Consider the following 24,625-nt stretch of genomic DNA (forward strand, 5'->3'; position numbering starts at 1 on the left):
TTTTCGGACAAGGCCGCCGTGGAACTACAACTTTTTGTTAGGGTGGTTAGGCTGGTGGGGTGCACTCCCATCAGGACAAGCCTCGTGGACGGCTGTGGCGCCGCGCAGCGCGTCAGCGGGGTTACTTCACCGCGGCCCAGGCCCTTGAGGACGGCTACTCCTACCAGTCGCAGTATTTCCACGTTCGCCGTGGCAACTGGCTCCGCGTCGATCGTGGTGTCTACCGCTTCCGGGAGTTCATCGACCTTCCCGCCGGCGAAGAGGATCATCTCGTCAGGTGGGCGCTATGGAGTCAGGGGCGCGCGGTGGTATCCCATGTCACGGCACTCACTGTTCACGATCTCGGCGTTGCCAATCCCGCGAAGACCCACCTGACGGTTCCGCCCGGGTTCCGCCGGCGAAGTCCTGCGGTGGTCCTCCATACGGCCACGATCCCGGAAGACCAGATCGAAGAGCACGAGGGATTCCTGGTGACGAAACCCGTGCGCGCCATCGCGGAGTCCGCTGCTGACGGCGCCGATCAGGATGTGATCGACTCGGCCATCGCCGACCTGCTCGATCGCGGCGCCGCGACCAAGAGTCAACTCCTGAGGGCTGCCCAGCAAGCCGGTCCCCGAGCCGAACTCGCTGTGGAGCGAGCCCTGCGCGCGGAGCGTTCATGAAGCGCTATGCGACCCCGGTAGATCTCCGTCGCGCCTTGGAGTCGCGGCTCAGGCAAGAGTCCGACCAGAGCGGAACCGACCTCGGTCGCCTGCGCAGGATCGCGGTGTTCGACCGAATCTCCGCCAGGCTCTCCGTCGCTGGGGACCGCTGGGTGCTCAAGGGCGGCGCATCCCTGGAGTTCCGCCTGAAGGGTCGTGCACGGGCAACCAAGGACCTGGATCTGGCACTTCGGGACTCCTTGATCGATGGCGAAGTCGTGCGGGAAGAGTTGATCGAGACACTGGGAACCGACGTCGATGGTGACAGTTTCGTGTTCTCCGTCCAGCGCCCTCTTGCGCTGAATGCCGATGCGGCTGGACGGCCCGGCTGGCGGTTCTCTGTTGATGGCGCGCTCGCGGGGAAGACCTTCGCTCAGATCCGGCTGGACATCGTCCTTCGCGGTGAGGAGTTGGCTGCTACCGAGCGGATCACCCTGCCGGGTGTGCTCGCATTCGCTGACGTCCCGCCGCGGATGATGGAATCAGTGGACCGTCGCCAACACTTCGCCGAAAAACTGCACGCCCTCACCCGGGACTACGATGCGCGACCGAACACCAGAGTGAAAGACCTCGTGGACTTGATCTTGCTGATCGAGGATGGGCTTGCCTGCGATCAAGGGCTGGTGAAGGTGGTGGAGCATGTCTTCGCCGTGCGAGGCACCCACCCCATTCCGCTGCTCATCCCGGACCCGCCTCCTGTCTGGAAGGCCGACTACCCGAAGATCGCCGAAGGTCTGACCTTCGCGAGTCCAGATCTCGCCAGTGCGCTCGACCTGCTCCGCGCGTTCTGGGCGCGGAGGAGTGCTTCATGAGACGCAACTGGCGGAGGGCACCTGCCGGCTACCAAGGGGCCCGCGCCTGGCTTGATCAGGAGTCCGCATCGGGGGTGAACTTCCCGTGACCGTCTCGACCTGCTGCGTGAAGCCGATGCGATTGCTCGTGAGGAGCTGTCGCGGGCGGGGCTCGACCGGGAGATCTGGCAGTGCCCGGTGGTGCTGCTCGCCGACGTGCGGTCTGTGGGGGTGCAGGGGGATGGTCGTACGTACGGGCATCCGGTGGTGCTGCGGCCGGTGACGTCCGAGGACGCGATGACGGCTGACTGGTCGCGGGTGCCTTATGACGTGCTGTCGCGGATCTCCACGCGGATCACGAACGAGGTGCGCGAGGTCAACCGGGTGGTGCTGGACGTCACCAGCAAGCCCCCGGGCACCATCGAGTGGGAGTGACGGGTCACCTCCGACGGCCGCCATCGGTCAACCCACGCTGCGAGCTCTCCGGTGAACGAGGCACCGGGGGCCGTGTGAACGGCCCCCGCGCCCGGCAGGATCAGGAGGACGCGTAGACCCGGTGGACGAACTCCGCGAGCTTGTTGTCGGGGAGTTCCTTGGCCAGGTCGGCCTCGCTGACCATGCCCACGATCCGCTTGTCCTCGATCACGGGCAGCCGCCTGATCTGGTGCTGCTCCATCTTCTCCAGCGCCTCTTCGACGCTGCTGTCGGCCTCCACCCACACCAGGCCGTGGGCGAGTTCGCTGGCCGTGGTGCTGTCGAGGTCCTTGCCCTCGGCACAGCACTTGATCACGATGTCCCGGTCCGTGATGATGCCCTTGAGCCGGTCGTCGTCCCCGCAGATCGGCAGTGAGCCGACCGACAGGTCACGCATCATCTGCGTGGCTCTGCGCAGGCTGTCGTGCTCGCCGATGCACTCGACCCCTTGGTGCATCACGTCCTGGACCTTCTTGCCGATTCCCGGTGTGCTCATCGCTGCCTCCCCGAGAAGGTCGCTTGCGCTTCCACCTGACGCCTACCCCCAGATGGCGGATCATTGCAGGTGGCGGCGGTGTTTTCCGGGCGTTTGAGCACGTCGTCGAGGGCAGGGGAACCTCGTGGTTGTCACGCTCGCGCTGGCGGGCGACACGATGCTCGGTCGTGGCGTCGGGGACCTGCTGGCCGATTACAACGCCCCGGACGCGTTCGTCTCGGACGGCGTCCGCGAGTACCTGTCCGAGGCCGACGCCATCCTGCTCAACCTGGAGTGCTGCGTCTCCAGTCGCGGCGACTCGATGTTCGCGCCGGGCAAGGTCTTCCATTTCCGCGCCCCGCCGCAGGCCGTCGATCTGCTCGCCGAGCTCGGCGTCAGCTGCGTCACGCTGGCCAACAACCACGCGCTGGACTACGGCTACGACGCGCTGCTCGACACCCGTGCCCATCTCGAACGCGTGGAGATCCGCGCGGCGGGTGCGGGCGCCACCCTGGACCAGGCGCGCGAGCCGGTCATTCTCGCCACACGGGGGCTGCGCATCGCCGTCATCTCCGTGACCGACCACCCGGACGACTACGCGGCCGCCCCCGACCGGCCCGGCGTCGCCTACGCCGACCTGCGCTCCGGCGTCCCCGCCTGGCTGACGGACATGGTGGCGAGGATGCGTACGGAAACGGACGCCGTGCTGGTCATGCCCCACTGGGGTCCCAACATGACGACCGGGCCGCTGCCGTACATCCTCGGCGCGGCCAGGATCCTCACCGACGCCGGGGCGACGCTGATCGCCGGCCACTCCGCGCACGTCCCGCACGGCGTGGCGCCGCCGGTCCTGTACGACATGGGCGACTTCATCGACGACTACGCGGTGGACCCGGATCTGCGCAACGACCTGTCGCTGCTGTTCCTGGTGACCGTCGACGAGCTCGGTCCGGTACGGCTGCGCGCCGTGCCGCTCAAACTCGACTACTGCCGCACGGTCCTGGCCGAGGGCGCGGAACGCTCCTGGCTCGCCCGGCGTTTCATCAGCGCGTGCGAGGCGCTCGGCACGGCGGCCGTCTGGGAGGACGACCTGCTCATCGTGGACCTGCGGAGAGGATGACGCCCGCATGATCGCTTACCGCGTGTGTTCGCCGATGAGAGGGACGAACCGGGCGGGTGTCAGGAGGCGCAGCCACGCCAACTGACCCTGCCGCTTGGTGTACAGCGTGACGATGTCGGCCGCTTCACCCGTGATCGGCATGACCAGCCGCCCGCCCTCGGCCAGTTGCGAGACCAGTGGCGCGGGCACCGTCGGAGCGGCGGCCGACACGATGACGGCGTCGAAGGGCGCGTGGGCGGGCAGGCCGGCGGTGCCGTCGCCGACCAGCACCTCGACGTTGGTCACACCGGCCGCAGCCAGGTTGGCGCGGGCGTGTTCAGCCAGGTCGGCATGGCGTTCCAGCGAATAGACCCACCTGGCCAGTCGGGCCAGCAGGGCGGTCTGATAGCCGTACCCGCTGCCGATCTCCAGGACGGTCTCCGTGCCCGCGAGCCCCAACGAGTCGATCATCTGGGCGACCAGAGACGGCTGCGAGGTCGGCTGCCCGTGACCGATCGGGATCGGCTCGTCGAACTGGGCGCGCGCGGCGGAGCCCGGAGGCACGAACCGCTGGCGCGGCGTGTCGGCGAAGGCGGCCAGCAGGCGGGGATCCGTCATCCCCTTCTCCCGAACGACCTCCACCAGCGTGCGCATCGTCGAGCCCTCCTCCCTGCCTCGCGGCTACCCCGGCCCATGAGCCGCTAACAGCTCACGAGCATGGGCCCGCCTGGCGAACCCGGGGTATGGCTCACACGGGATCGGTCGGGATGTGGGCGTAACCGAGCAAAGTGACGCCGCACCTGGTCAGGTCCGCAGCCTCCACACCATTGTCCTCGGCGTCCTTGGTCGAGAGGACCTTGTCCAGACACGAGATCTGGGAGTGCGGGACGAGCCCCAGGTGGTAGTAGAACGTAAGGCCCCGGGCGCCGGCATAGCCGCCGAACCTGCGTTGCGGTTTGGACCAGCACCCGTTCTGATCAGGCACGATCAGTTCGTCCTTGCCCCAGAACAGGCCTTCGACGCCGGCATTGCCGTAGGCGTCGCGAGTCCTGGGATCCGCGGACCCGAAGGGATACAACAACTGATCCTCCGGCACTTTGCCGGTGATCCGCCCGGTTGCCTCCAGGTGCATGAAGTCCGTGCCGTTATAGGTGACGTTGTAAACGAACGACTCGATCTTCAGGTCGGGATAGGCGGCTGTCGAGGCTGACGTCACCTTGGCCTGGGTAATCGGGTCTGAAGGCTTCGGGCAGGTGAGGGTTTCCGATCCGACCGGATTGACGATGAGCCTGAAGGCAACAGCCGCGCCGAAGACCACGGCCATCGCACCTACGAGTACGGCCGTCCACGCCTGGCCTGTCAGGCGGCGCGGCCTGTTCGGGGAGCTTTCTCCTCCAGTGCGGGCGTCCGAAGGGCCATCCCCGCCGGCGCGGGCGATCTCATTGGATGCAGTGATTACGCCGAACACCGCGGCTACACCCGAGGCGACCCAGCTCATCGCCTCCAGGCCGATGAGAACGGCGACGCCTCCCATCACCAGGCTGGTCAGCGAGGCGAGTACCAACAGCCATCTGCGTGAGTTGCCACCGTCTCTCATAGCCACGACAGTCTCCAGGGAGCAGCAACAAGTGCAAGGGTGACGTTCGAAGAAAGAGAGGCGTTGACAGCTTCCGACGCGAGTTGCGAAAGAGAGACCTTATAGGTGGAAGGCTAGAAGGTCTGGACCTTGAACCTGAGTAGGTGGATGGCCGTAAAGGATGGCTTGCCGATCAGACCCGCTTCCGCTCAGGCTGCTTTTACGCCACGCGGCGTTCAGCTCGGGAGATGCAGTCATCATGCCCCCCTTCAGGTGTAGGAGTCGCTGCGACGTTCGGACGAGAGGTGTTCTCGGGTCTCGGCTTGGTCGTCCGACGGGGTGTGCCGTCCTCTGCAGGAGTGATCTCTCAAACGATGTCGTCGAACTCCCCTGCGATAATTCCGTGTCGAAACGCGGCGAACTCGCTGCGGGTGAAGTACAGCCTGGGTCCATCAGGGTCTTTGGAGTCGCGCAGTGCGACGAGGGGGCCGTGGCCGGCTTTGTGATCGGCTTCGAGCGCCTGGGTGTCATCGTCGTCTAACAGCGCTACTTCGACACAGTTTCCGCCCGTGCCGTTCGAGAACGTGGACTTTCGCCAGGTCAAAGGGGAAGGTCGCTCTGGCCCAGTGTCCCGCTGGTGGCTCATCTCGTCCCTCCAGTCACTTGCTCGATCAGACGTCGGGTCTGATCTGGCCCGAGCGCCCGTGCGCGAAGGTGATCGAATAGTCGATTGTAGGCGTTTACGTCGTGAGGCTCTTCCAGGTAGATACTCCCCCTCCAATACTCAAGGTACACAACGTCTGGATCTGAGAGTTTTGGAAACTTCAGGATGCTGAAGCCCCCGTTCATTGCGGGATGAGCTCCGCTGGAGAAGGGCAGCACCTGGATGTTGATGGAGTTCTGCGACGACAGTTCGTGCAGGTGGCGCAATTGACGATGCATGAGTCCTTCCTCGCCCACCACGCGCCGAATGACCGCCTCGTTCAGCACCATCCACATCTCGGGTGGGTATGCGGACTTGAGTACCTCTTGACGCTTCATCCGGATCGCGAGGCTGAGGGCCAACTCCTCCTCAGAAGGCAGGGCCGGTTCCGCGCTCATGATCGCGCGCGCGTACTCCTCCGTCTGGAAGAGGCCGGGTACGTACTCGGTCTCGTAACCGGTGATGGATGACGCGTCCTCTTCGAGGCCCACGTAGCTCTGGAAGTATTCCGGGATCGTGTCGGACAGCTTGTCCCACCAGCCGCGTTTCCGCGCATCGCGAGCGAGTTGGAGAAGCACTTCCCTTGTGTGCGCCGGCACCTCGTAGATCTCCAGCAGCATGGTGACATCAGCGATCCGCGCTCCCACCGTCGCTGCCTCGATGCGGGTGATGGTTGGTGCCGAACACCCCATCAGCTCCGCGACCGTCTCGCGGGACATCCCCTTCTCCTTGCGCAAGCCGCGCAATACCGAGGCCAGGCGGCGCTGTCGTGCTGATGGGCTGCGCTGAGCTGTCATCTCGTCTCCGGAAGAAACGTTATCGATCTTTGGGGCAAAACTGATCGGCGTGCATCCTGCCAACTATCTTGCACTTAGAGTAGTCATCAAGGCACACTCTGCGAGGGGCAATGCTTGAACAGGGCCAGGTTTCTCCGCCCGGCTTCCTTCGTCGCGAGGGCACGGTTGTTGTGGATCAGCACGACGTACAACGTGTGTCAGTACCCCCGACCTGCTGGATCGGTGCCGCACATGAAGGGCGGTTGGATCGATGCGACGCAAGCGAACCCGAGACACGCAGCCGACGGTGACCCGGGAACACGAGCAGTTCCACCACCTGACCCGACTCGCGTGGGGCCTGGCGAGGCGCGGCCTGGCCGTTTCGGTGCAGTTGCCGAGGCGCGATGAGCCGTGCGTCGCGGTCCAGCGGGTGTCGGGGCCGTTGCTCGTACGGGCCTCTCTTCAGGGCGAAAGGTGGGTGTTCTCGTGGGGGCGAGGCCGGGACCGTTGCGTGGACGCGCGGGACGAGGCCGCGTGCGAGCGGGTGTGGGAGGTGGCGCAGTGAGGGAGCGGGCACTGGTGGACCTGACGGTTCCGGGGAGCGCGGCCTGGGTCTGCCTGGTTCGCCGCTGGGTGGCAGACGCCCTGACGGTGGCGGGGCATCGCGAGGTGGACGGCGCCCGGCTCGTCGCGAGCGAACTGGTGGGGAACGCCGTGCTGCACACCGGGTCCGGGCGGCCGGGTGGGCTGGTGAGAGTGAAGGTCTTCGAGGTCAGCGCCGTGACGGCCAGGGTCGAGGTGATCGACGAGGGGGCGGCGACCGTTCCTCTTCCCCGTCGGTCGGATGACGATGACTGCGGTGGCCGGGGGCTGTGGCTGGTTCAGCAGACGGCGATCAACTGGGGAACCCGGACCGTGCCGCGGCGGTGGAACCTGGTGTGGGCCGAGGTGTCCACGCTGGACATGCTCGACACGCCTGACCTCGGTTCATCGCCCCGACGCCGACCAGGCTGAGCCGGACGCCTAGACGTCCACCACGGCCTGCGCCCGCCATACCCCGTCCACCCAACCGAACCGCAGGTTGTGCGTGCCGACCGCCTTCGGCATCGCGCCGATCCGCTCCACCGTCTCCAGCGGGACTGTGGCCAGCCGCGCCTCCACCCGCTCCACCGGGAACTCGGTCGGCTCGTCGATCGACATGTCCACGGCCAGGCGGCCGAACGTCTCGATCTGGTAGATCACCTCTTGCAACACCGCGACGAGCACCTCTTCGTCGCTCTCCTCGGTCACCACGAAGGTCACGCTGTCGTCGGGCCGCGCCCTCTCGATGTCGGCGAAGCTCTCCACCAGGCCACGCATCGCCTCGGCCAGGCAGCCTTCCCTGGAGTCCGCCCAAGCCTCCACCGCGACGTCGGCGGGATGCCGCACCACGCGATGACCACCCCGGCTCATAACGCCACTCCAGCAGGTGCCCGCGCCGCCGGGAATCCCCTGACCTTCAAGAGTTCATCCCAATTCCGCCGGTGTGTCCGGGCCCGCTTCGCCCGCGAGGTCGCCGCGCTCACGTTTTGGTCCTAGCGTTTCACCATGGACCTACTGCGATACGTGGCCTTCAGTGAACGAGCTGACGGAGGAAACCCCGCTGGAGTCGTCCTCGACGCCGGCGGGGTCGGCCCCGAGAAGATGCTCGAAGTCGCTGCGGAGGTCGGCTACTCGGAGACCGCCTTCGTGACAGAACGGACCGGCCGGACTCTCTCGGTTCGATATTTCAGCCCGAAGGTGGAAGTGCCCTTCTGCGGCCATGCCACCATCGCGACGGCAGTGGCCTTCGCGGACGTGCACGGGCCCGGAGACCTGCTCATGCACACGCAGGCCGGGCCCATCAAGGTGACGACTTCGGTGAACGCGGCCGGTCACACCGTCGCCACCCTCGTCAGCGTTCCGCCACGCGTGGAAGCGCTGGATGGCGCGCTCCTTGAGGATCTCCTGTCGGTTCTGGGCTGGTCGTCAACCGATCTCGACTCCGGACTGCCCCCGAGAGTGGCCAACGCCGGCGCTTCTCATCCGATCATCGCCGCCGCGACTCGTGAACGTCTCGCGGACCTGACCTACGATTTCCCAGCCCTGGCCGAGCTGATGGCCGAAGCCGGCTGGACGACGATCGACCTTGTGTGGCGGGAGCGGGTCGATGTGTTCCACGCCAGGAACCCCTTCCCTCCAGGGGGTGTGGTGGAAGATCCGGCGACCGGTGCCGCCGCGGCGGCGCTCGGTGGCTATCTGCGTGCTCTCGGACTCCTCCCGCTGCCCGCGACCGTGACCGTGTACCAGGGCCATGACATGGGCCGCCCGAGCACCATCACGGTGTCGATACCCGCGGATCCGGCGATCGGCATCTCGGTCACGGGGACGGCGGTGGCGCTGTGACCGTCGCCTTGAGGAGTGCTTGACGAGGTCTTCCTCTGGCGGCAGCGCCGGCTCGTGCGTACTCCCGGACCGTGCCGCGGCGGCGTGAGAACTACTTCTCCATGCGCTTGGCCAGCGCCCGAACCGTCTTGATGTCGTCATCCGTGACGTCGGTGCTCTGGTCCTGCGCTTCGTGGCTGACGATCACTTGCCCCACCTTGCGGTTCCGCACGGTGTCCAGGCCTTTGGGTTTCAACCAGGCTGACGACAGGGGAGTGGTGTTGGGGCCGGACGACTGCTGGGCCAGGAACTTGTCGTGGGCTGATTCGAGCTTGATCGCGTCGTGCCAGTTGCGGACATTCCAGAAGAAGAGATTGAGCCCGAGGAGCACCCTCGACAAGCTGGAAGTCTGATCTGCGAGGTTCTGGTGGATGCGTGTGCCTTCGTCGATCTGGGTCGTGGTGTACTTGGCCGAGTGCTTGCGAAGCTCTTTGGCGGCCTTGTCGTACTCGTCCCATAGGGTCGTTATGTAAGTGAGCCAGTCATCGAATACCTGTTGCTGCGACGACATATATTCCGTGTCGGCCGCCAGGCCCTGATAGTGGCCCACGAGATTGTCCAGGTGTACATGGATGTCCGCGGCTGCCTTGATGAGCTGCTCTTCCAGTTCCTGCCGCGCCACTACCCATGCGCCGAAGGCGAGGTCCACCGCCTCTGACTCTTGGTACGTTCCATGCTTCTCGGAGGGATTCTCTGACACGGCGTTCTCCTGTCGTGTGACCGCCCTGGGGCGAACGAGCGATAGATGACTCGGATCAAAGAGGACGGGTGGCGAACAGCATCGTCGTTCCGCCGAGAAGTCCTGTCAACGGTGCGGAATGGCCGTATGAGAATATGGCGAATCGGTTGGGGTGAATTGCGGGCATTTGAGTGCTTCGGGCCGCTCCTGCCGGGGTGCCGGTGCGGGACGCCCGCGAAGGCGTCCCGCACCCTCCTCCGAGGAGGCAGTTCCTAGTACTCCCGTTCCTGGTGCTGGCAGTACTGGCGCTTCCAGCCGCCGCCCTTCTTCTTCGACTGCTTGCAGTAATAGCACCGCTTGTTGTTCTCGGTCATCCACTTGCACGGTGCGCCGGCGCTGGTGGACGCGCAGTTCCTGAGTATGGTCGCGCTGTCGGCGCTCTGCGCCTGCGCGGCGGCGGAAGGGACTAGAGCGGCTGCCGCGAGGGCACTGATGGCGCATGCTTCTTTGAGCATGGAGCCTCCCCGTTGCTCGTTGCCTCCTTCTCATCGTGCCCCGCCGGAATGGAAGAACGTCAAGGCGCGGGACGGCATATTTTCTTGGCCGCGAAAATAAGGCCCGACGCTCAAACATGAATCGCGCGGACGGCGCCCGTTCCACAAGCGTGTCTTTACCGGCGATCCGCTTTCCTTTTCCTCCGGCGCCGTGAAGGTGCGTCAGACGCAGGTCAAGAGAGTCTTGCCGAGCGCGGTGCGGGCGGCGATGGCCGCGTGCGCGTCGGCCGCGCGCTCCAGCGGGAACGTCTGCCCGATGTGCGGCCGAAGGCGTCCCGCCGCGGCCTCGGCCAGCGATCGCTCGATCAGCTCCCGTACCCGGACGGGTTCCGGCGCACCGTCCGTGATCCCGATCAACCGCACGCCGCGGGCGGCGGCCTCCTCGGCGGTGAAGTCGGCGAACGTGCCGCCGGCCGCGCCGTACGCGAAGAACCGGGCGCCGCTCACCGTCGCATCCAGCGCCTGGCGGCCGAGCGGGCCGCCCGCCCCGTCGAACACCGCCTGGACGCCGCCGGTCAGGTCGCGGACCCGGTCGGCCCAGCCCTCCTCGGTGTAGTCCACCGCCTCCTCGGCGCCGGCCTTGCGCGCCAGGTCCAGCTTGGCGTGCCCGCGCGCCGCCCCGATCACCCGTGCTCCGGCGGCGGTCGCGAGCTGGGTGATGACGACGCCGAGGCTCCCGCCCGCCGCCGTGACCAGCACCGGGTCGCCCGGCCGGATCCCGGCCCGGTCCACGACCCCCATCCCGGTCGGCCCGTCGTGCAGCAGCGCCAGCGCCTCGTGCGGACCGAGCGCGTCCGGGATCGCCACCAGGGTCTCGGTACGGGCGACCGCCTTCGTGGCGTACCCGCCGACCGGAGCCAGGATCGGGCTGCCCTCGTGCACGGGCTTCCCGGTACGGGCGACGACCCGCCGGCCGGTCCATCCCGGGTCCACGCCCTCCCCGGCGGCCACGACCGTCCCCGCCACTCCGTCACCCGGCACGTACGGCGGCTCCACCGGGAAGAACCCCTCCCCCCAGCCCGCCCTGAGCTGGGTGTCGAGGAACAGCACGTCCACGGCGACCACCTCGATCAGGACCTGCCCGGACCCGGCGACCGGATCCGGCGCGTCCCGCGCCACCAGCACCTCGGGGTCTCCGAACCTGGACACTTCGATGATTCGCATGCCACTCGCTCCGCTCTGTCTCCCGGTCTCTGTCTCCGACAGCCTGCAACCTCGACCAAAGTTGAGGTCAAACCGGTGAGTCTCCGCGCTATCGGAGCGGGGCAAGAGGGCGACGCCTCGTGGTGTGGAGCCGGCTATGCAGTGCCCGCGACCAGCGCAGCCGGCCGGGACAGACCCGGCCGGCTGCGGTAGCCGTCGGACTCAGTGCTCGGTCAGCACCGTCGCTCCGGTGAACGACTGGGCCGCGTGCAGGCTCACGTAGTGGTAGCCCTCCGCCGGGTTGGTGACCGTCAGGGTGTGGGCGTTGCCCGCGCCCGTCGCCCGCTGCGTGGAGGACGAGGCGGTGGCCCAGGAGGTGCCGCTGTAGTAGAGGTCGGCGTCGCCGGTGCCGCCCGACGAGGTGATGGTCAGTCTCGCCGTCCCCGCCGGCACGTACAGGTAGAGGTACGCGTAGTCGCCCGTCGTCGCCGACAGGCCGCCGCGCCGGCAGTTCTGGCCGAGCTCGCGCGGGTCGGCGCCGGCGCACTCGGTGCCACCACCGCCGCCGCCGACCGAGCCCAGCCAGGTGCGCCAGTCCGCGTCGTACCGGCTGCCGATCGTGCTGGTCAGGAAGGTCCGCGCGGTGTTCCACGCCCCGGTCCGGTACGCGCGCAGCACGGTCTGGACGTCGGCCGGGTGCCGCTCGTACAGGTAGCGGACGGCCAGGTAGCCCCACCGGTAGACGCGGGTGGAGTCGTGCGCGTACGTGGTGTTCCACAGCGTGGACAGCGCGTACGTGCCCTTGGCCGCCTCGGTGACGGCGGCGTCGTAGGTCAGCTTGCGATACCCGTACGACACGTACTCGGCGAAGCCCTCGATCCACCAGATGGTCGGCGTGCTGATCCCGGCGGTGAAGTCGCCGTACATGTTGAAGCGGCCGTCCAGGTAGTGGGTGTACTCGTGGTTGAGGTTCCAGATCTGGAAGTCCGGACGCAGCCATTCGGCCTCGTACGCGATGAACCTCGGCTGGTTGCCCGCCGCCGCCGGGTCGCCTTCCAGGTACATGCCGCCGTTGTTCGTGTCGATGCCGAACATGGCGCCCGCGTACGTCCGGTAGTCGGTGCTGGAGTCGTACACCACCACTTCCAGCGTGGTGTTGCGGTCGTCCGCGACCGGGCCGCTGTCACGCGCCAGGTTGTGGAAGTACGCGTCCTGCCCGGCCAGGCTGGCGCAGCTGGCGGACAGCTGCCCGGACGTCATGTGCTGGGCGCGGACGCGGATGCCGGAACTGCAGGCGTGGGTGATCGGCAGCACCTCGGCCGCCAGCCGGTTCCGCAGGTCGCAGGTGCCGTAGGACGAGCAGTCGGCGCGGTCGTAGAAGTCGGCCATCTCGGCGACGCCCACCCACAGGGGGGCGGTGGCGCCGGTGATCGACGAGCGGCCGAGCAGGTCCCTGGCCAGCGGCCGGACGGTCGTCCGCAGGTCGGCGTGCTGGAGGAAGCGGCCCAGCTCGCGGCCCGCGTTCGAGACGAGGTACGACCGGTCCGTGCCGAGGAGTGACAGGTGTCGTGTCGCGAACGCGTACAGCGTGTCGAGCACGCCGCGGTCGGCCCGGACGGCGCTGACGAACGCCGGCAGCTGGTGGCCCCGGAACAGCACGGTGTAGACGTTGTTGACCGCGTTCAGCATCGGCCAGGAGGCGTCGTACGTGCTGTCGTAGCCGTCGAGCAGGCGCTTGACCACCCACAGGTAGCGGTCGTTCTGCTCGGCGCTGTCGATCAGCGTGACCGCCTCGGCCAGCACCTCGCCGTTGGCGTCGCTCACCGTGAAGGCGCGCGGGGCGCCGAAGAACGCGTCCAGCCCGGCCATGACGGCGGTCCGCAGGGACGGGCCGTACGCGCCGACGTCCGACGGGTTGTACCACTGGACGTAGTAGCCGGCCCGCAGGTAGAGGACGAGCTGGGCGGTCCCGGCGCTGTTGTCGCCCGGGTAGTTCACGCCGTCGTCCCTGAGGGCGTACGCGACGCTGGTCATCTGCGCTTCGCGGAAGGCGTGGTACGCGTCCGCGCCCGTCAGGGAGAAGAGCGTGTTCACGCACTCGGTGGTGGACGCCTTGATCTGCCGCACCAGCGCGCCGCCGGTGCGGCCGGTGAAGTCGCTCACGGAGCAGGCGGCGGCCTTGAGGGTCCTGGCGGCCGGCTCGTCGTAATCGCGGCGGAGCGCGTCCTTGGACGCGGGCAGCGGCGCCCGGTCCTCGACGGCCAGGGATTCCTTCCGTACGTGGTCGTCGATGGTCGTCGTCGTGGCCGCGGCCGGCGGCGGTTCGGCCGTGACCGACGCGCTCGCCGGCATGGGCGCCGCGAAGGGCAGCAGCAGGGCTGCCAGGACTAACAGCTTTCGCACGAGAACCTCCGGGGGGTGACGCGTGGATGCGAGGCCGCCCTGAGTGTGAAAGCCGTTGCCGAGCCGCGGTCATACAGCCGGGCATAAGAGTTGCGTATGCCCTAATTTCTGGACATGGACCTCGATCTCAGGCACCTCCGGATGGTCTGCGCGATCGCCGACACGGGCAGTGTGACGCGGGCGGCGGCGCGTCTCGGCCTGTCCCAGCCCGCGATGACCAACCAGCTCAGGAAGGTCGAGGCGATCGTCGGGGGCGAGCTGTTCGTCCGCAGCCACGCGGGCGTCGAGCCGACGCCGCTGGGCCGCCAGGTCGTCGCCCGCGCCAGGATCGTCCTGTCGGAGCTCGACACCCTCTTCGGCGACCTGCGCGACGCCGGCGAGACCGCGGGGCTCCAGCTGGGCTGCATCCACCTGGCGTGCGTGGCCGGCGTCGTGGACCGGGTCGCCGAGGAACTCCCCGGCCGGTCCATCTCGCTGCGGATCGAGCCGTCCGCCGTGCTCCTCGCCGAGGGACTGGCACACGGGCGGCTGGACGCCGCGCTCATGGGCATGATCGAGGGCTTCGACGTGCCCATGACCGCCCCCGTGGTCACCCGCACGCTGATCCCGCGCCACCCGATCTTCGTGGCGCTGTCGGCGGGCCACCGGCTCGCGGGGCAGGACGAGATCGACCTCGCGCACCTGCGGGGCGAGCGCTGGATCAGCCCGCCGGGCGCCGAGGACGGGTCGCTGGCCGCGCTGCGCGCCTCCTGCCGGGCCGCCGGGTTCGAGCCCGACGTCCGCTACGACGCGCCCAGCGGCGCCGGTCGCCCCCTGGTCGCGGCCGGGCACGGCGTCCGGCTCGTGGACCCCACCTGGCCCGCCGCCGAAGGCACCGTCGTCCGTCCTCTGGCGGGCGAGCCGCAGGTCGCCAGGCTCGTCGTGGCGTGGCGGCGGGACCGTCTCAGCCGCGACGCCGCCACCGCCGTCTATCGCGGCCTGGCCCGCGCCTTCATCGACCACGTCGAGGACAACCCGGTCTTCAGCGCCTGGTGGCACGCCCACCCGGAGGCCCATCCGCTGCTGTGAGGACCTGGCGTCGTGTGCTCTCTGACGACTATGATGATCTAGCTCAGGTCCAGCCTGTCGTTTCACGGTAGGGAGCACCCGACTGTGGCTGGTGCGGCGACTCCCGGCGCCGGCGCGCCGCGGCTGATGGCGGTGCCCGCGTTCGTGGGCCGCGAGTCCGAGCTCGCCGCGTGCCGGCGGGCGCTGGCCGGGGAGCCGGCGATCGTGCTCGTCGAGGGAGAGGCCGGGGTCGGCAAGAGCCGCCTGCTGCGGGAAGTCCTGGATCGCGGCCTGGTGGCCTTCTGCCCGCCCTTCCGCGAGCCGTACACGCTGGGCCCGATCGTCGACGCGGTCCGCCAGGCCGCCGGCAGCGTCGCGGGGCTGGGGCTGAGCGCGCTCGCCGGGGCGCTGCGGCCGCTGTTCCCCGAGTGGGCGGACGAGTTGCCACCTGCGCCTGAGCCGCCCGAGGACGCCCGCGCCGCCCGCCACCTGCTCTTCCGCGCGCTCGACGAGGTGCTGGACCGGCTGCGGGTGTCGGTGCTGGCGGTGGAGGACGCCCACTGGGCCGATGAGGCCACGCTGGAGTTCCTGCTGTTCCTGGCCGCCCGGCACCCGTTGCGTACCGGCCTGGTCGTGACCTACCGCCCGGACGACGTGCCGCAGACCTCGTTGCTGCTGCGGCTGTCGTCCCGGCTGCCCGCGACGGGGCTGCGGCTCACGCTGGAGCCCTTGGACGTGGCGCGCACCGGCGCCCTCGTGTCGTCGATGCTGGACGACGAGCCCGTCTCCCCGGCGTTCGCCATGCTGCTGCACCGGCACACCGACGGGGTCCCGCTGGCCGTCGAGGAGTCCGTGCGCCTGCTGTACGAGCGCGCGGATCTGACCCGCAGGGACGGGGAGTGGGCCCGCCGCAGGCTGGCGAGGATCGACGTGCCCCCGACCGTGCGTGACGCGGTTCTCGAACGGGTCGCGCGGCTGAGCCCGGCCGCGCGGTCCGTCCTCCGGGCGGCGGCGGTGCTGTCCGCCCCGGCGGACGAGGCCACGCTCGGCGCCCTGCTCGCCGCCCCGGCCCGGCATCCGGACGCGCCGGCTCGGGACGGCTTCACCGCTCCGGGCGGTCTGGCCGAGGCGCTGGCGTGCGGGCTGTTGCGCGAGGACGACGGGTCGCTGTCGTTCCGGCACGTGCTCGCCTCCAGGGCGGTGTACGAGGCGATCCCCCCTCCGGACCGCCGGGCGATGCACCTGCGGGCCGCTCGCGTGCTGGCCGCGCGGACGCCGCTCCCCGTGTCCCAGCTCGCCCGGCATTCCCGCGAAGCCGGAGACGTGGCGAACTGGAGGCGCTACGCCGAGCGGGCCGCCGATCTCGCGCTGGCCACCGCCGACGAGGCCGGCGCCGCGTCGCTGCTGTACGACCTGCTCACCCATCCCGAGTCGCCCCCGGCGGACGCCGCCCGGCTGGTCGCCAAGATCCCGTTCCCCTCGTTCACCGGTGACGACCGCTTCCACGGGCTGGTCCGGAGCCTGCGGTCCGCTCTGGAGTGGGACGCGATGCCCCCGGCGGACGCTGCGGAGACCCGGCACCAGCTGGGCCGGGTACTCGTGATCATGGAACAGTACGAGGCCGGCCGGGCCGAGATGAAGAAGGCGGTCGCGCACCTGCCGCCCGGCTCCCTGAGCGCCGCGCTGATCATGACCTACCTCGGCTGGCCACGCGGGCCGTCCACCCCGGTCTCCACGCATCTGCGCTGGTTACGCCGCGCGGCGGCGGCCGCCGAGTCGGTGCCGGCGAGCGACCGCCTCAACCTCCTCGTCGAGCGCGTCAGCGCGCTGCTGCTGATGGGGGAGGAGGAGGGGTGGGCGGAGGCATCCCGGATACCTGGTGAGCCGGCCGACGCGGAGGAGTCCCGGCACATCGGGAAAGGTCTGCTGAACCTGGGAGACGCGGGGGTGCGCTGGGGACGCCACAGCGATGCGGCCCGCTATCTGGCGCAGGCCGCGCGGCTGGCCGAACGTCACCGGTTCCGTCGCATCAGAGAACTCGTCCGGGTGACGCGCCTTCACCTCGACTGGTTCGAGGGCCGATGGCGAGGGCTGGCCGGGCGGGCCGCCGCCCTGGCGGAGCACGACGAGATGCAGCCGGTGACGAGGCTGGAGGCCGTCCTGGTGGCCGCGCTGCTGCGCGCGGCGGCGGGCGACGCCAAGGCGGAGGAACGGTTCGAGCACGTGCTGTCGGATTGCCGCCGCCACGGTGCCGTGGAGCTCCTGGCCGAGCCGGCGGCTGCCCTGTGCCGACTGCTGCTCGCGCGCGGAGAGACCGGGGAAGCCCTGCGGGTGACCGACGAGCCCATGCGACAGGTCGCGGACAAGGGCACCTGGCTGTGGGCGGCCGACCTCGCCCCCGCCCGAGCCGCGGCGCTGGTCGCCGCCGGACGACCGGACGAGGCCGCCGACCTCGTCGCCGCGTTCGCCGGTTGGGTGCGCGGGCGGGACGCGCCGGCGCCTCGGGCCGGTCTGGCGCTGTGCCGCGCGATCCTCGCGGAAGCGCGTGCCGAGCCGCGACAGGCCGCGGCCGCGTACGGTCGCGCGGCGGACGCCTGGCAGCGGCTTCCCCGGCCCTACGACGCGCTGCTCGCCCAGGAGCGGCAGGTCGCCTGCCTGCTGGCCGCCGGTGAGGCCGAGACGGCGCTTCCCCTCGCCCGGCAGGTGCTCCAAGGGCTGACCGGCCTGAACGCCCGCGCGGCGGCGGAGCGGCTGGCCGGTCTGCTCCGCGTCCACCAGGTGGAGGTGCGCGGGCGCGGGCGACGGGGCTACGGCGACCAGCTCTCGCCCCGCGAGCTGGAGGTCGTCCGCCTGCTCGCCACCGGAAAGACCAACAGGGAGATCGCCGCCGTCCTGTCGCGATCCCCGAGGACGGTCGCGGCACAGGTCAACTCGGCCATGCGCAAGCTCGGTGTCAACTCCCGTACGGCACTCGCGGTCGGCGCCGTCGAGTCCGGGCTCGTGTCCTGACAGCGACCTGCCGTCTTCCGTCATTTATTAGGTCATCCAACCCATGACAAGGGTTGTGGACTCACCGAAGCTCACAGCGTGAAGTCCTCTCCGAGCGACCTTCGGGATGACTCTCCGGACGATGAGGACGCGCCGCCCGAAGACGAGACCGGCGAAGAAGCCGGCGAAGAGTACGAACCGCTCTGACACCCCCCAGGAGAACCCCCATGAAGATTTCCATAGGCGTGCGCCGACGATGGCCGGTCGCGGCCCTCGCGGCGCTCGCCATGGCCGCGACGGCTGTGCACGTGCCGCCGGCCGCAGCCGAGAAGGCGCAGAAGGAGCCGGCCGCGCCGGTCACCCTCGACGGCGTCGAGCCGGGCGAGCACGAGATCACCCTCATCACCGGTGACAAGGTCACGTTCACCGACGAGGGCGGCGGACGCTACCGCTTCCAGACGGAGGCCGCGCCCAGGCCCGGCGGCGCCATGCCATCCTTCCACGGCCAGGGCGGGCCCGACGCCTTCTACGTCTACCCCGACGACGTGCTGCCCGCGATCGAGTCGGGTCGCGTCGACCGCGCGTTGTTCGACGTGAAGTACCTGGCCGAGCACGGCTACGCGGACGACACCTCCACCCCGGTGATCGTGCAGTACCCCGAGGCCGCCGAGAACCGCCGGGCCGCGGCCGACGCGCTCCCGGCCAGCGCGCCGACGGCCACGCTCGACAGCATCAACGGCGCAGCCTTGGCCGTGCCGCATGACCGTACCGCCGCGTTCTGGACCGCCGTGCTGGACCGTACGCCCGAGGGACGGGCCGCGAGCACCCTCAGCGCGGGCCTCTCCAAGGTGTGGCTCGACCGCAAGGTCGAGGCCGACCTCGACTGGAGTGTGCCGCTGATCGGGGCGCCGCAGGCGTGGGCCGCCGGTTTCGACGGCACCGGCGTCAAGGTCGCCGTCCTGGACACCGGGATCGACGACACGCACCCGGACCTCGCCGGCAAGGTCACCGAGGCCCGGTCGTTCGTCCCCGGAGCCGAGACCGCGAAGGACGGCCACGGCCACGGCACCCATGTCGCCTCCATCATCACCGGCACCGGGGCGGCCTCCGGCGGCAAGCACAAGGGCGTCGCGCCCGGCGTGGAACTGGTCGTCGGCAAGGTGCTCGACGACGGCGGCAGCGGCGAGTGGAGCGGCGTCATCGAGGGCATGGAGTGGGCCGCGTCCAGCGGGGCCGACGTCGTGAACATGAGCCTGGGCGGCGATCCGACCGACGGCACCGACCCGATCAGCCAAGCGCTCGACACCCTCACGGCCGGCACCGGCACGCTGTTCGTCGTCGCCGCGGGCAACTCCGGCGAGGCCGAGAGCGTCGGCACGCCGGGCGTGGCCCGGTCCGCGCTCACCGTCGCGGCCACCGACAGGGACGACAAACTGGCCCCGTTCTCCAGCCGCGGCCCGCGGTCCGACGGCGCGCTCAAGCCGGACATCGCGGCCCCCGGCGCGGACATCGTCGCGGCCCGCGCTGCGGGGACCAGCATGGGCACACCCACCGGCGACTCGTACACCTCCGCGTCCGGCACCTCGATGGCCACGCCGCACGTCGCGGGTGCGGCGGCGGTCCTCGCCCAGCGGCACCCGGACTGGGAGGCGGGCCGGCTCAAGACCGCGCTGATGAGCACCGCCGAGGACGTGGGCGGGACCGTCTACGAGCTGGGATCCGGACGGCTGGACCTCGCCACCGCGATCACCCAGCGGGTCCACGCCACCACTCCCAACCTCGACTACGGCTACGTCGAGGCGGGCACCGCGCCGATCAGCAAGGAGATCTCGTACGTCAACGCGTCGGATCAGCCGGTGACCCTCACCTTGACCCCCGACCTGGCGAACACCGCCGGTGAGGCGGTCCCGGAGGGCATCCTGGCGGTGGACGCGACGCTGACGATCCCGGCCGGCCAGACGGCCACGGCCACCGTCACGATGAACGCGGCCGATCTCGCCGAGGGCGCCTACACGGGTGCGGTCACCGCGACCGACGGCGGCGGCACCCGGCTGACCATCCCCGTCGGCCTGCTCCGCGAGCCGCCGAAGGTCCAACTCACCATCCGAGTCCTCGACCGTGAGGGCGCACCGGCGGCTCCGGCGGTTCTCGGCATGCTGGACGTCACGGGCGGCCGCGGCTCGCTCGGCCGCCGCCTCCGGGCGGAGTCGCCCGGCGTCTTCACGGCCATGGTGCCGCGTAGCGTCTACAGCGTCACCGGGGCGTTGGCCTGGGTCGACCCGTCCACGTACCTGACGCACAGCGCCTGGCTGCTGGCGCCGGAGTTCGAGGTCTCCGGGGACGCCGAGATCACCCTCGACGCGCGTGACGCCCGCGAGATCCGCTTCGGCACGCCGGAACCGTCCGTCCCGTCACCGGAATCCCAGCGGTACACCTACGTCCAGGAGACGCTGGCGGACGGCAGCATCTGGTACCACGGGACGAGCTCCGCCCCGTTCGTCCGTCACTGGGCGACGCCCACGAAGAAGACCACCAAGGGCAAGGTCTCGCTGACCACCAGCGTGGGGCAGGCGGCTCCCGAGGTGACCATGAAGGTGCGCGGACGTGACGGGTTCGCCCTGCACCCCGAGGTCTTCCCTCACGTAGGGAACATCGTCAGGAACTACGGGGTGGAGCACGTCCCCTTCACAGGGAAACTGACCGCGAAGCTGGTCGACGTCGGGATCGGCACTCCGGAGAAGCTGGCGGGGCTCGACCTGCGCGGCAAGCTGGTGCTGCTCGACGACGAAGGCAACTGCGGCGGGCGTCCGGAGCGTTTCCACGCCATCCGCGACGCGGGGGCGGCCGGCATCCTGATGTGGCCGTCGGGGCCTCTCTACTCCTGCGGCCTGGGGCCGTTCATCCCCCAGCCGGTGTGGATCCAGCCCGATGACGGCGTGACGGAGATCGGCATCCCCTACGTGTCGGTGTCTCCCACCGAGGCCCGCGCGTTGCGGGAGCGGCTCGCCAAGGGCGCGGTCAGCATCGACGTGCACGGCAGGCCGCATTCGCCCTACGCCTACGGGCTGCACCACACTGAGCGGGGCCGGGTGCCCGCCAAGCTGTCGTACGGGCTCACCGGCCGGCAGTTCGCGACCATCGACGCCCGCTACCACTCCGAGACGCCCACGGCTTACCAGAGCGAGTCGTGGCCGGTGGCGAAGTCGGACGTCGTGCCCATCCCGGCCGTGCTTCCGCAGATCGCCGCCCCGGGCACGCGCGTCGAGTACGTCGGCCCCATCGACCCCGAGGCGGTCGTCGTACGCCAGACGAGCAGCGAGCAGTGGTCCCTGCTCCGCGCCATGCACGTCTTCCGCAGGCCGGCCCGCCTCACCCACCACTGGAACGCCGGCCCCTTCACCCCGAGCGCGTCCGTCGTGCCGGACGACGTCTACCGGACGATCGACCCCGCCGGCAGCGGGCAGAGCGTCGGGATCTGCTCGGTCTGCCGGCAGGGGGACGCCCTGTGGCCTCTCTACACCCGTACCGGGGCGCAGGGCCAGCTCGGACAGCCCGTGATCGGTGGCATGCGCCTCTACAAGGGCGGCACGGAGATCCCGCTCGGCATCGCCGCTCAGTTGCCCGCGTTCAACCTCCCCAAGGAGGCGGGCGACTACCGCTTGACCCTCGACGACGCCGAGGCCAGGACGACGGCGGAGTGGACCTTCCGCTCCCGGACGGTCACCGAGGAGGCCAAGCTGCCCGGTTACGACTGCCTGGGCGCGCTGGCCGGCGTCATGGACCCGTGCCGGCCGGAGGCGGTCGTGTTCGTCGCCTACGACCTGAGCGACAGCATCGGGCTGGACAACAGCGTGCCGGCGGGAAGGCGGCACACCTTCGACGCCGACGTCTACCACTCGCCGACGACCGCCCGCACGCCCGCCGTAGCCGGTCTCAAGCTGTGGACCAGCACTGACGACGGCGTGACCTGGGCTCCGGCCGACGTCCGCCGGGGCCGCGGCGGCGCCTACACCGTCTCGGCCAAGTATCCCCGCCTGTCCGCCACCAAGGGCGCGGTGAGCCTGCGGGCCGAAGGCTGGGACGCCGCGGGCAACCGCGTCACCCAGACCACCCTGCGCGCCTTCACCCTCCGCTAGCCGGGTGAACCGACGCTCCTGCGGGCTCCGCATCCAGCCGGGCCCGCAGGAGCCGGGTGCACGCAGACGACGGCCGGCACGATCGCCGGCAGCAGCTGCGACCGGAACCTCTGGCTGGGTCCCTCGGGTCGTTCCGCTTTACTCCGGCGGGCCCAAGATCGCGCTGAATTCCGGTGCCGCCCGAGTGGATTTCCTGGATTTCTGCGAGACCGAGGACTTCAATGGTTTCGCATGTATAACCGTGGGAGACGGTGATGGGACGCACACCGCCCCATGTACAGGTGCGGATGGCGGAAGGTCTACAACTTCATCAACGCGGGCGCTGTCGTGAATCCTGTACGCGAAGGAACCGGGTCTTGAACCGGCGGAGGGTTGTTGACAATCTGGAGGTCCAACATCAGCCCGTGCTGCCGTGGAGAATCGTGATGGCGGACGCGACGACTCTGAATCGCATACTGCTGGACCTCTATGGCCTTCACCAGTCCGACCCGGACTGGCTGGAGAAATCTCTCGCCGTGCTCACGGATGACTGCGACGTCGTCAATATTCCGCTCGGCGCCACCTCTCACGGGCCTTCCGGGTACGCCCGGTTCATTCAGGCGTGGGTGGCGGCCTTCCCTGACAGTACGGTCGAGATCACGAATCTGTTCTCGACCGATGACCAGGGCGTGGTCGAGTTCATCGGACGCGGGACGAACACCGGCCCGCTGCTCGGTCCCGCCGGGGTGATAGCCGCGACAGGGCGTCGGGCGGAGGTGCGCTTCTGCAACGTGCAGCGGTTCGCCGATGGGAAGGTCAGCAGCTTCCACCAGTATTTCGACCTCATGGGTCTGCTCCAACAGCTCGGCGTGCCGCCGGCCATGCCTTCTTCTCCGCTCTAGCCGGTCACAGGAGATCAGGAACGGCTTATGGGCGCATCAGAAAGCCGATCTCTCGCCCATCTGGAGACGGTGCTCGACCGGACCGCGGCAACACTTCAGGCGCATGGAGCCGCCGTGGAGACGATGGAGGTGCTCTTTCTCGAACTGTTCACGATACGTGGGCAAGTGGCTGTTGACTTCTGGAAAGAAGTGGTGGTCGACGCCTGCCGCCGCCATCCCCTCGTACATCTTCTCCATCAAGATCTGTTCACCTTCCGCGCGTTCAGCAAACCACGTGGCTATGCGGGGGATGCGGTGCTGCTCGACTTCATGTATGCGGCTGAGGACTCGTCGACGCCGCCGGAATGGGAAACCGGCTCCCTGCTGGGCAAGCAGATCTGCCATTACACCTCCACCTGTTCGCAGGGAGCACGGGCTGCCCGGTCTCGCCGACGCGTGATCATCGACACCCTGAACCGGTGTGCGGCCGGCGACTCAGCGCCGTCGGTGCTCTCCCTGGCCTGCGGGCATCTGCGCGAAGCCAGATACTGCCCCGCCCTCCGGCAGGGGAGTCTGGGCCGGTTCCTCGCCGTGGACCAGGACAAGGAGAGTCTGGCCGTCGTCTCACGCGAACTGGCGCCATGGGGAGTCGTCCCGCTGGCGGCCTCGGTTCGGGAGATCCTCAGAGGCGACGTGGTTCTGACCGGCTTCGACCTGGTCTACGCGACCGGTCTGTATGACTACCTCGCCGAACCGGTGGCGCAACGGCTCTGCGAGCGCCTCTTGCGCATGCTCGGTCCCGGTGGGCGCTTCCTGATCGCCAACGTGATGCCCACCTGCACCAGCGCCGCCTACATGGAGGCGTACGTGGATTGGTGGTTGCTGTATCGAACCGAGACGCAGATGCTCAAGCTCGCCGAGACCTTGCCGGACAAGGACGTCGAAAAGATCCGCGTCTTCACCGACAACCTGGGGCAGATCGTCTTTCTGGAGGTGGAGAAGAGGGCCTACGGGTAGCTGACGCCGGACTTCAGCTTGCCGCTGTAGAGCTGCGGCACGGTGACCAGGTGGTAGCCCCGCTTCTTCAGCTCCCTGATGACCTCCGGCATGGCCTGGACGGTCTGCGGCACCGTGTCGTGCATCAGGATGATGCCGTCGCGCTTGGCCAGGCTGAGCACCTTGGCCTTGATCTTCTTCTTGTCCTTCAGCGCCCAGTCGTGGGTCGTGCCGGTCCACTTCACCTCGGCGAGGTCCAGCTCGTCGGCGATGCGCAGCACGCGCTCGTCGGTGTGGCCGAACGGCGGCCGGAACATGGTCGCCGTCAAGCCTGTGGCCTTCTTGATGGCCTGCTGGCCGGCCTTGATGTCGTCGAAGATCTCGTCGTCGAGCCGGGGCGTCAGCGAGAAGTGGGAGTAGGTGTGGTTGCCGATCGCGTGTCCTTCGGCGAGCGTCCGCTTCGCCAGCGCCGGGCGCTGGTCGACGTACTTGCCCGTCAGGAAGAACGTGGCCTTGGCGCGTTCCTTCTTGAGGACGCGCAGGAGCTTCGCCGTGCTCTTGCCCGGGCCGTCGTCGAAGGTCAGCGCCAGACACTTGACCTCGGCACAGTCGATCTTCGCCTGGGCGGTGGTGGCGGGGGTGCCGCTCAGCGCCAGCGACCCGGCGAGCAAGCCATGAATCAGCACAGCCAACACCCTACGGCCCATGCCCCGGCGTGTTCGATCATGCTCGGGAGAAGGCGCAGGTCGCGGACTCTTGGA

At 69.1% G+C, this 24,625-nt stretch carries 21 protein-coding genes and 1 pseudogene; 12 read left to right on the forward strand and 10 right to left on the reverse strand.

Going from position 1 to position 24,625, the window contains the following annotated elements; all coding sequences use genetic code 11:
* Positions 1 to 59 precede the first annotated feature (59 nt).
* The 3 genes and pseudogenes from ACZ6YG_RS27930 to ACZ6YG_RS27940 form a co-directional block, all read left to right on the forward strand.
* Positions 60 to 662 carry a type IV toxin-antitoxin system AbiEi family antitoxin domain-containing protein gene (locus ACZ6YG_RS27930; RefSeq protein ID WP_466019617.1) on the forward strand — a complete coding sequence of 201 codons (603 nt, stop codon included), beginning with the start codon at positions 60 to 62 and terminating at the stop codon, positions 660 to 662.
* A complete protein-coding gene (locus tag ACZ6YG_RS27935) occupies positions 659 to 1,513 on the forward strand; it encodes a nucleotidyl transferase AbiEii/AbiGii toxin family protein (protein ID WP_466019618.1) in 855 nt (284 codons plus the stop codon). Before ACZ6YG_RS27930 ends, ACZ6YG_RS27935 begins: the two co-directional genes overlap by 4 nt.
* Positions 1,514 to 1,594: 81 nt before the next feature.
* A pseudogene (locus ACZ6YG_RS27940) lies at positions 1,595 to 1,927 on the forward strand (GMP synthase (glutamine-hydrolyzing)); the annotation flags it as partial.
* Positions 1,928 to 2,027: 100 nt separating this feature from the next.
* Here ACZ6YG_RS27940 and ACZ6YG_RS27945 read toward each other — a convergent pair.
* Positions 2,028 to 2,462 (reverse strand): CBS domain-containing protein, encoded by a 435-nt coding sequence (locus ACZ6YG_RS27945; RefSeq protein ID WP_148036854.1) that lies wholly within the window; start codon positions 2,460 to 2,462, stop codon positions 2,028 to 2,030.
* Positions 2,463 to 2,586: 124 nt separating this feature from the next.
* Between ACZ6YG_RS27945 and ACZ6YG_RS27950 the strand changes: the two genes are divergently transcribed.
* Entirely contained in the window at positions 2,587 to 3,561 is a 975-nt protein-coding gene (locus ACZ6YG_RS27950) for a CapA family protein (protein WP_466019619.1), read from the forward strand.
* Positions 3,562 to 3,576: 15 nt separating this feature from the next.
* Here ACZ6YG_RS27950 and ACZ6YG_RS27955 read toward each other — a convergent pair whose 3' ends face one another.
* From ACZ6YG_RS27955 to ACZ6YG_RS27970, 4 genes are all read right to left on the reverse strand, one after another.
* A complete protein-coding gene (locus ACZ6YG_RS27955; protein WP_466019620.1) occupies positions 3,577 to 4,194 on the reverse strand; it encodes a protein-L-isoaspartate(D-aspartate) O-methyltransferase in 618 nt (205 codons plus the stop codon).
* A 94-nt stretch (positions 4,195 to 4,288) separates the two neighbouring features.
* Entirely contained in the window at positions 4,289 to 5,137 is an 849-nt protein-coding gene (locus ACZ6YG_RS27960; RefSeq protein ID WP_219545142.1) for a hypothetical protein, read from the reverse strand.
* 346 nt (positions 5,138 to 5,483) lie between these two features.
* Positions 5,484 to 5,720 carry a DUF397 domain-containing protein gene (locus tag ACZ6YG_RS27965; protein WP_466019621.1) on the reverse strand — a complete coding sequence of 79 codons (237 nt, stop codon included), beginning with the start codon at positions 5,718 to 5,720 and terminating at the stop codon, positions 5,484 to 5,486.
* A gap of 38 nt (positions 5,721 to 5,758) precedes the next feature.
* Positions 5,759 to 6,616, reverse strand: a complete 858-nt coding sequence (locus tag ACZ6YG_RS27970) for a helix-turn-helix domain-containing protein (protein ID WP_466019622.1) — start codon at positions 6,614 to 6,616, stop codon at positions 5,759 to 5,761.
* Positions 6,617 to 6,902: 286 nt separating this feature from the next.
* Between ACZ6YG_RS27970 and ACZ6YG_RS27975 the strand changes: the two genes are divergently transcribed.
* Together ACZ6YG_RS27975 and ACZ6YG_RS27980 are read left to right on the forward strand one after the other, a co-directional pair.
* Positions 6,903 to 7,160 carry a hypothetical protein gene (locus tag ACZ6YG_RS27975; protein WP_466019623.1) on the forward strand — a complete coding sequence of 86 codons (258 nt, stop codon included), beginning with the start codon at positions 6,903 to 6,905 and terminating at the stop codon, positions 7,158 to 7,160.
* Positions 7,157 to 7,609, forward strand: coding sequence for an ATP-binding protein (locus tag ACZ6YG_RS27980; RefSeq protein ID WP_466019624.1), 453 nt, complete (start codon positions 7,157 to 7,159; stop codon positions 7,607 to 7,609). The genes ACZ6YG_RS27975 and ACZ6YG_RS27980 overlap by 4 nt, the downstream gene beginning before the upstream one ends.
* A 9-nt stretch (positions 7,610 to 7,618) precedes the next feature.
* Here ACZ6YG_RS27980 and ACZ6YG_RS27985 read toward each other — a convergent pair whose 3' ends face one another.
* A complete protein-coding gene (locus ACZ6YG_RS27985; protein WP_466019625.1) occupies positions 7,619 to 8,026 on the reverse strand; it encodes an archease in 408 nt (135 codons plus the stop codon).
* A gap of 156 nt (positions 8,027 to 8,182) precedes the next feature.
* Between ACZ6YG_RS27985 and ACZ6YG_RS27990 the strand changes: the two genes are divergently transcribed.
* A complete protein-coding gene (locus tag ACZ6YG_RS27990; RefSeq protein ID WP_466019626.1) occupies positions 8,183 to 9,019 on the forward strand; it encodes a PhzF family phenazine biosynthesis protein in 837 nt (278 codons plus the stop codon).
* Positions 9,020 to 9,110: 91 nt separating this feature from the next.
* Here the strand turns inward: ACZ6YG_RS27990 and ACZ6YG_RS27995 are convergent, their stop codons facing one another.
* The 3 genes from ACZ6YG_RS27995 to ACZ6YG_RS28005 form a co-directional block, all read right to left on the reverse strand.
* Positions 9,111 to 9,758, reverse strand: a complete 648-nt coding sequence (locus ACZ6YG_RS27995; RefSeq protein ID WP_466019627.1) for a hypothetical protein — start codon at positions 9,756 to 9,758, stop codon at positions 9,111 to 9,113.
* A gap of 695 nt (positions 9,759 to 10,453) precedes the next feature.
* On the reverse strand, positions 10,454 to 11,455 hold the full coding sequence (locus tag ACZ6YG_RS28000) for a zinc-binding dehydrogenase (RefSeq protein ID WP_466019628.1): 1,002 nt from the start codon (positions 11,453 to 11,455) through the stop codon (positions 10,454 to 10,456).
* Positions 11,456 to 11,656: 201 nt separating this feature from the next.
* On the reverse strand, positions 11,657 to 13,837 hold the full coding sequence (locus ACZ6YG_RS28005; RefSeq protein ID WP_466019629.1) for a M9 family metallopeptidase: 2,181 nt from the start codon (positions 13,835 to 13,837) through the stop codon (positions 11,657 to 11,659).
* 114 nt (positions 13,838 to 13,951) lie between these two features.
* On the opposite strand from ACZ6YG_RS28005, the gene ACZ6YG_RS28010 reads away from it, so the two are divergent.
* From ACZ6YG_RS28010 to ACZ6YG_RS28030, 5 genes are all read left to right on the forward strand, one after another.
* Positions 13,952 to 14,905: a LysR family transcriptional regulator gene (locus ACZ6YG_RS28010; protein WP_466019630.1), complete on the forward strand. Its 954-nt coding sequence runs from the start codon at positions 13,952 to 13,954 to the stop codon at positions 14,903 to 14,905.
* Between the two features lie 84 nt (positions 14,906 to 14,989).
* The gene (locus ACZ6YG_RS28015) at positions 14,990 to 17,893 is read left to right on the forward strand and encodes an ATP-binding protein (RefSeq protein ID WP_466019631.1); all 2,904 of its coding nucleotides are present in this window, start codon (positions 14,990 to 14,992) and stop codon (positions 17,891 to 17,893) included.
* 206 nt (positions 17,894 to 18,099) lie between these two features.
* A complete protein-coding gene (locus ACZ6YG_RS28020; RefSeq protein WP_466019632.1) occupies positions 18,100 to 22,008 on the forward strand; it encodes a S8 family peptidase in 3,909 nt (1,302 codons plus the stop codon).
* 404 nt (positions 22,009 to 22,412) lie between these two features.
* Positions 22,413 to 22,889: an ester cyclase gene (locus ACZ6YG_RS28025; RefSeq protein ID WP_466019633.1), complete on the forward strand. Its 477-nt coding sequence runs from the start codon at positions 22,413 to 22,415 to the stop codon at positions 22,887 to 22,889.
* 114 nt (positions 22,890 to 23,003) lie between these two features.
* Positions 23,004 to 23,885 (forward strand): hypothetical protein, encoded by an 882-nt coding sequence (locus tag ACZ6YG_RS28030; RefSeq protein ID WP_466019634.1) that lies wholly within the window; start codon positions 23,004 to 23,006, stop codon positions 23,883 to 23,885.
* On the opposite strand, the gene ACZ6YG_RS28035 is transcribed toward ACZ6YG_RS28030, so the two are convergent.
* Positions 23,876 to 24,550 (reverse strand): polysaccharide deacetylase family protein, encoded by a 675-nt coding sequence (locus tag ACZ6YG_RS28035; protein ID WP_466019635.1) that lies wholly within the window; start codon positions 24,548 to 24,550, stop codon positions 23,876 to 23,878. The two genes, ACZ6YG_RS28030 and ACZ6YG_RS28035, sit on opposite strands and share 10 nt — an antisense overlap.
* Between the last annotated feature and the right edge of the window lie 75 nt (positions 24,551 to 24,625).

Source organism: Nonomuraea sp. NPDC054003 (assembly GCF_055585125.1).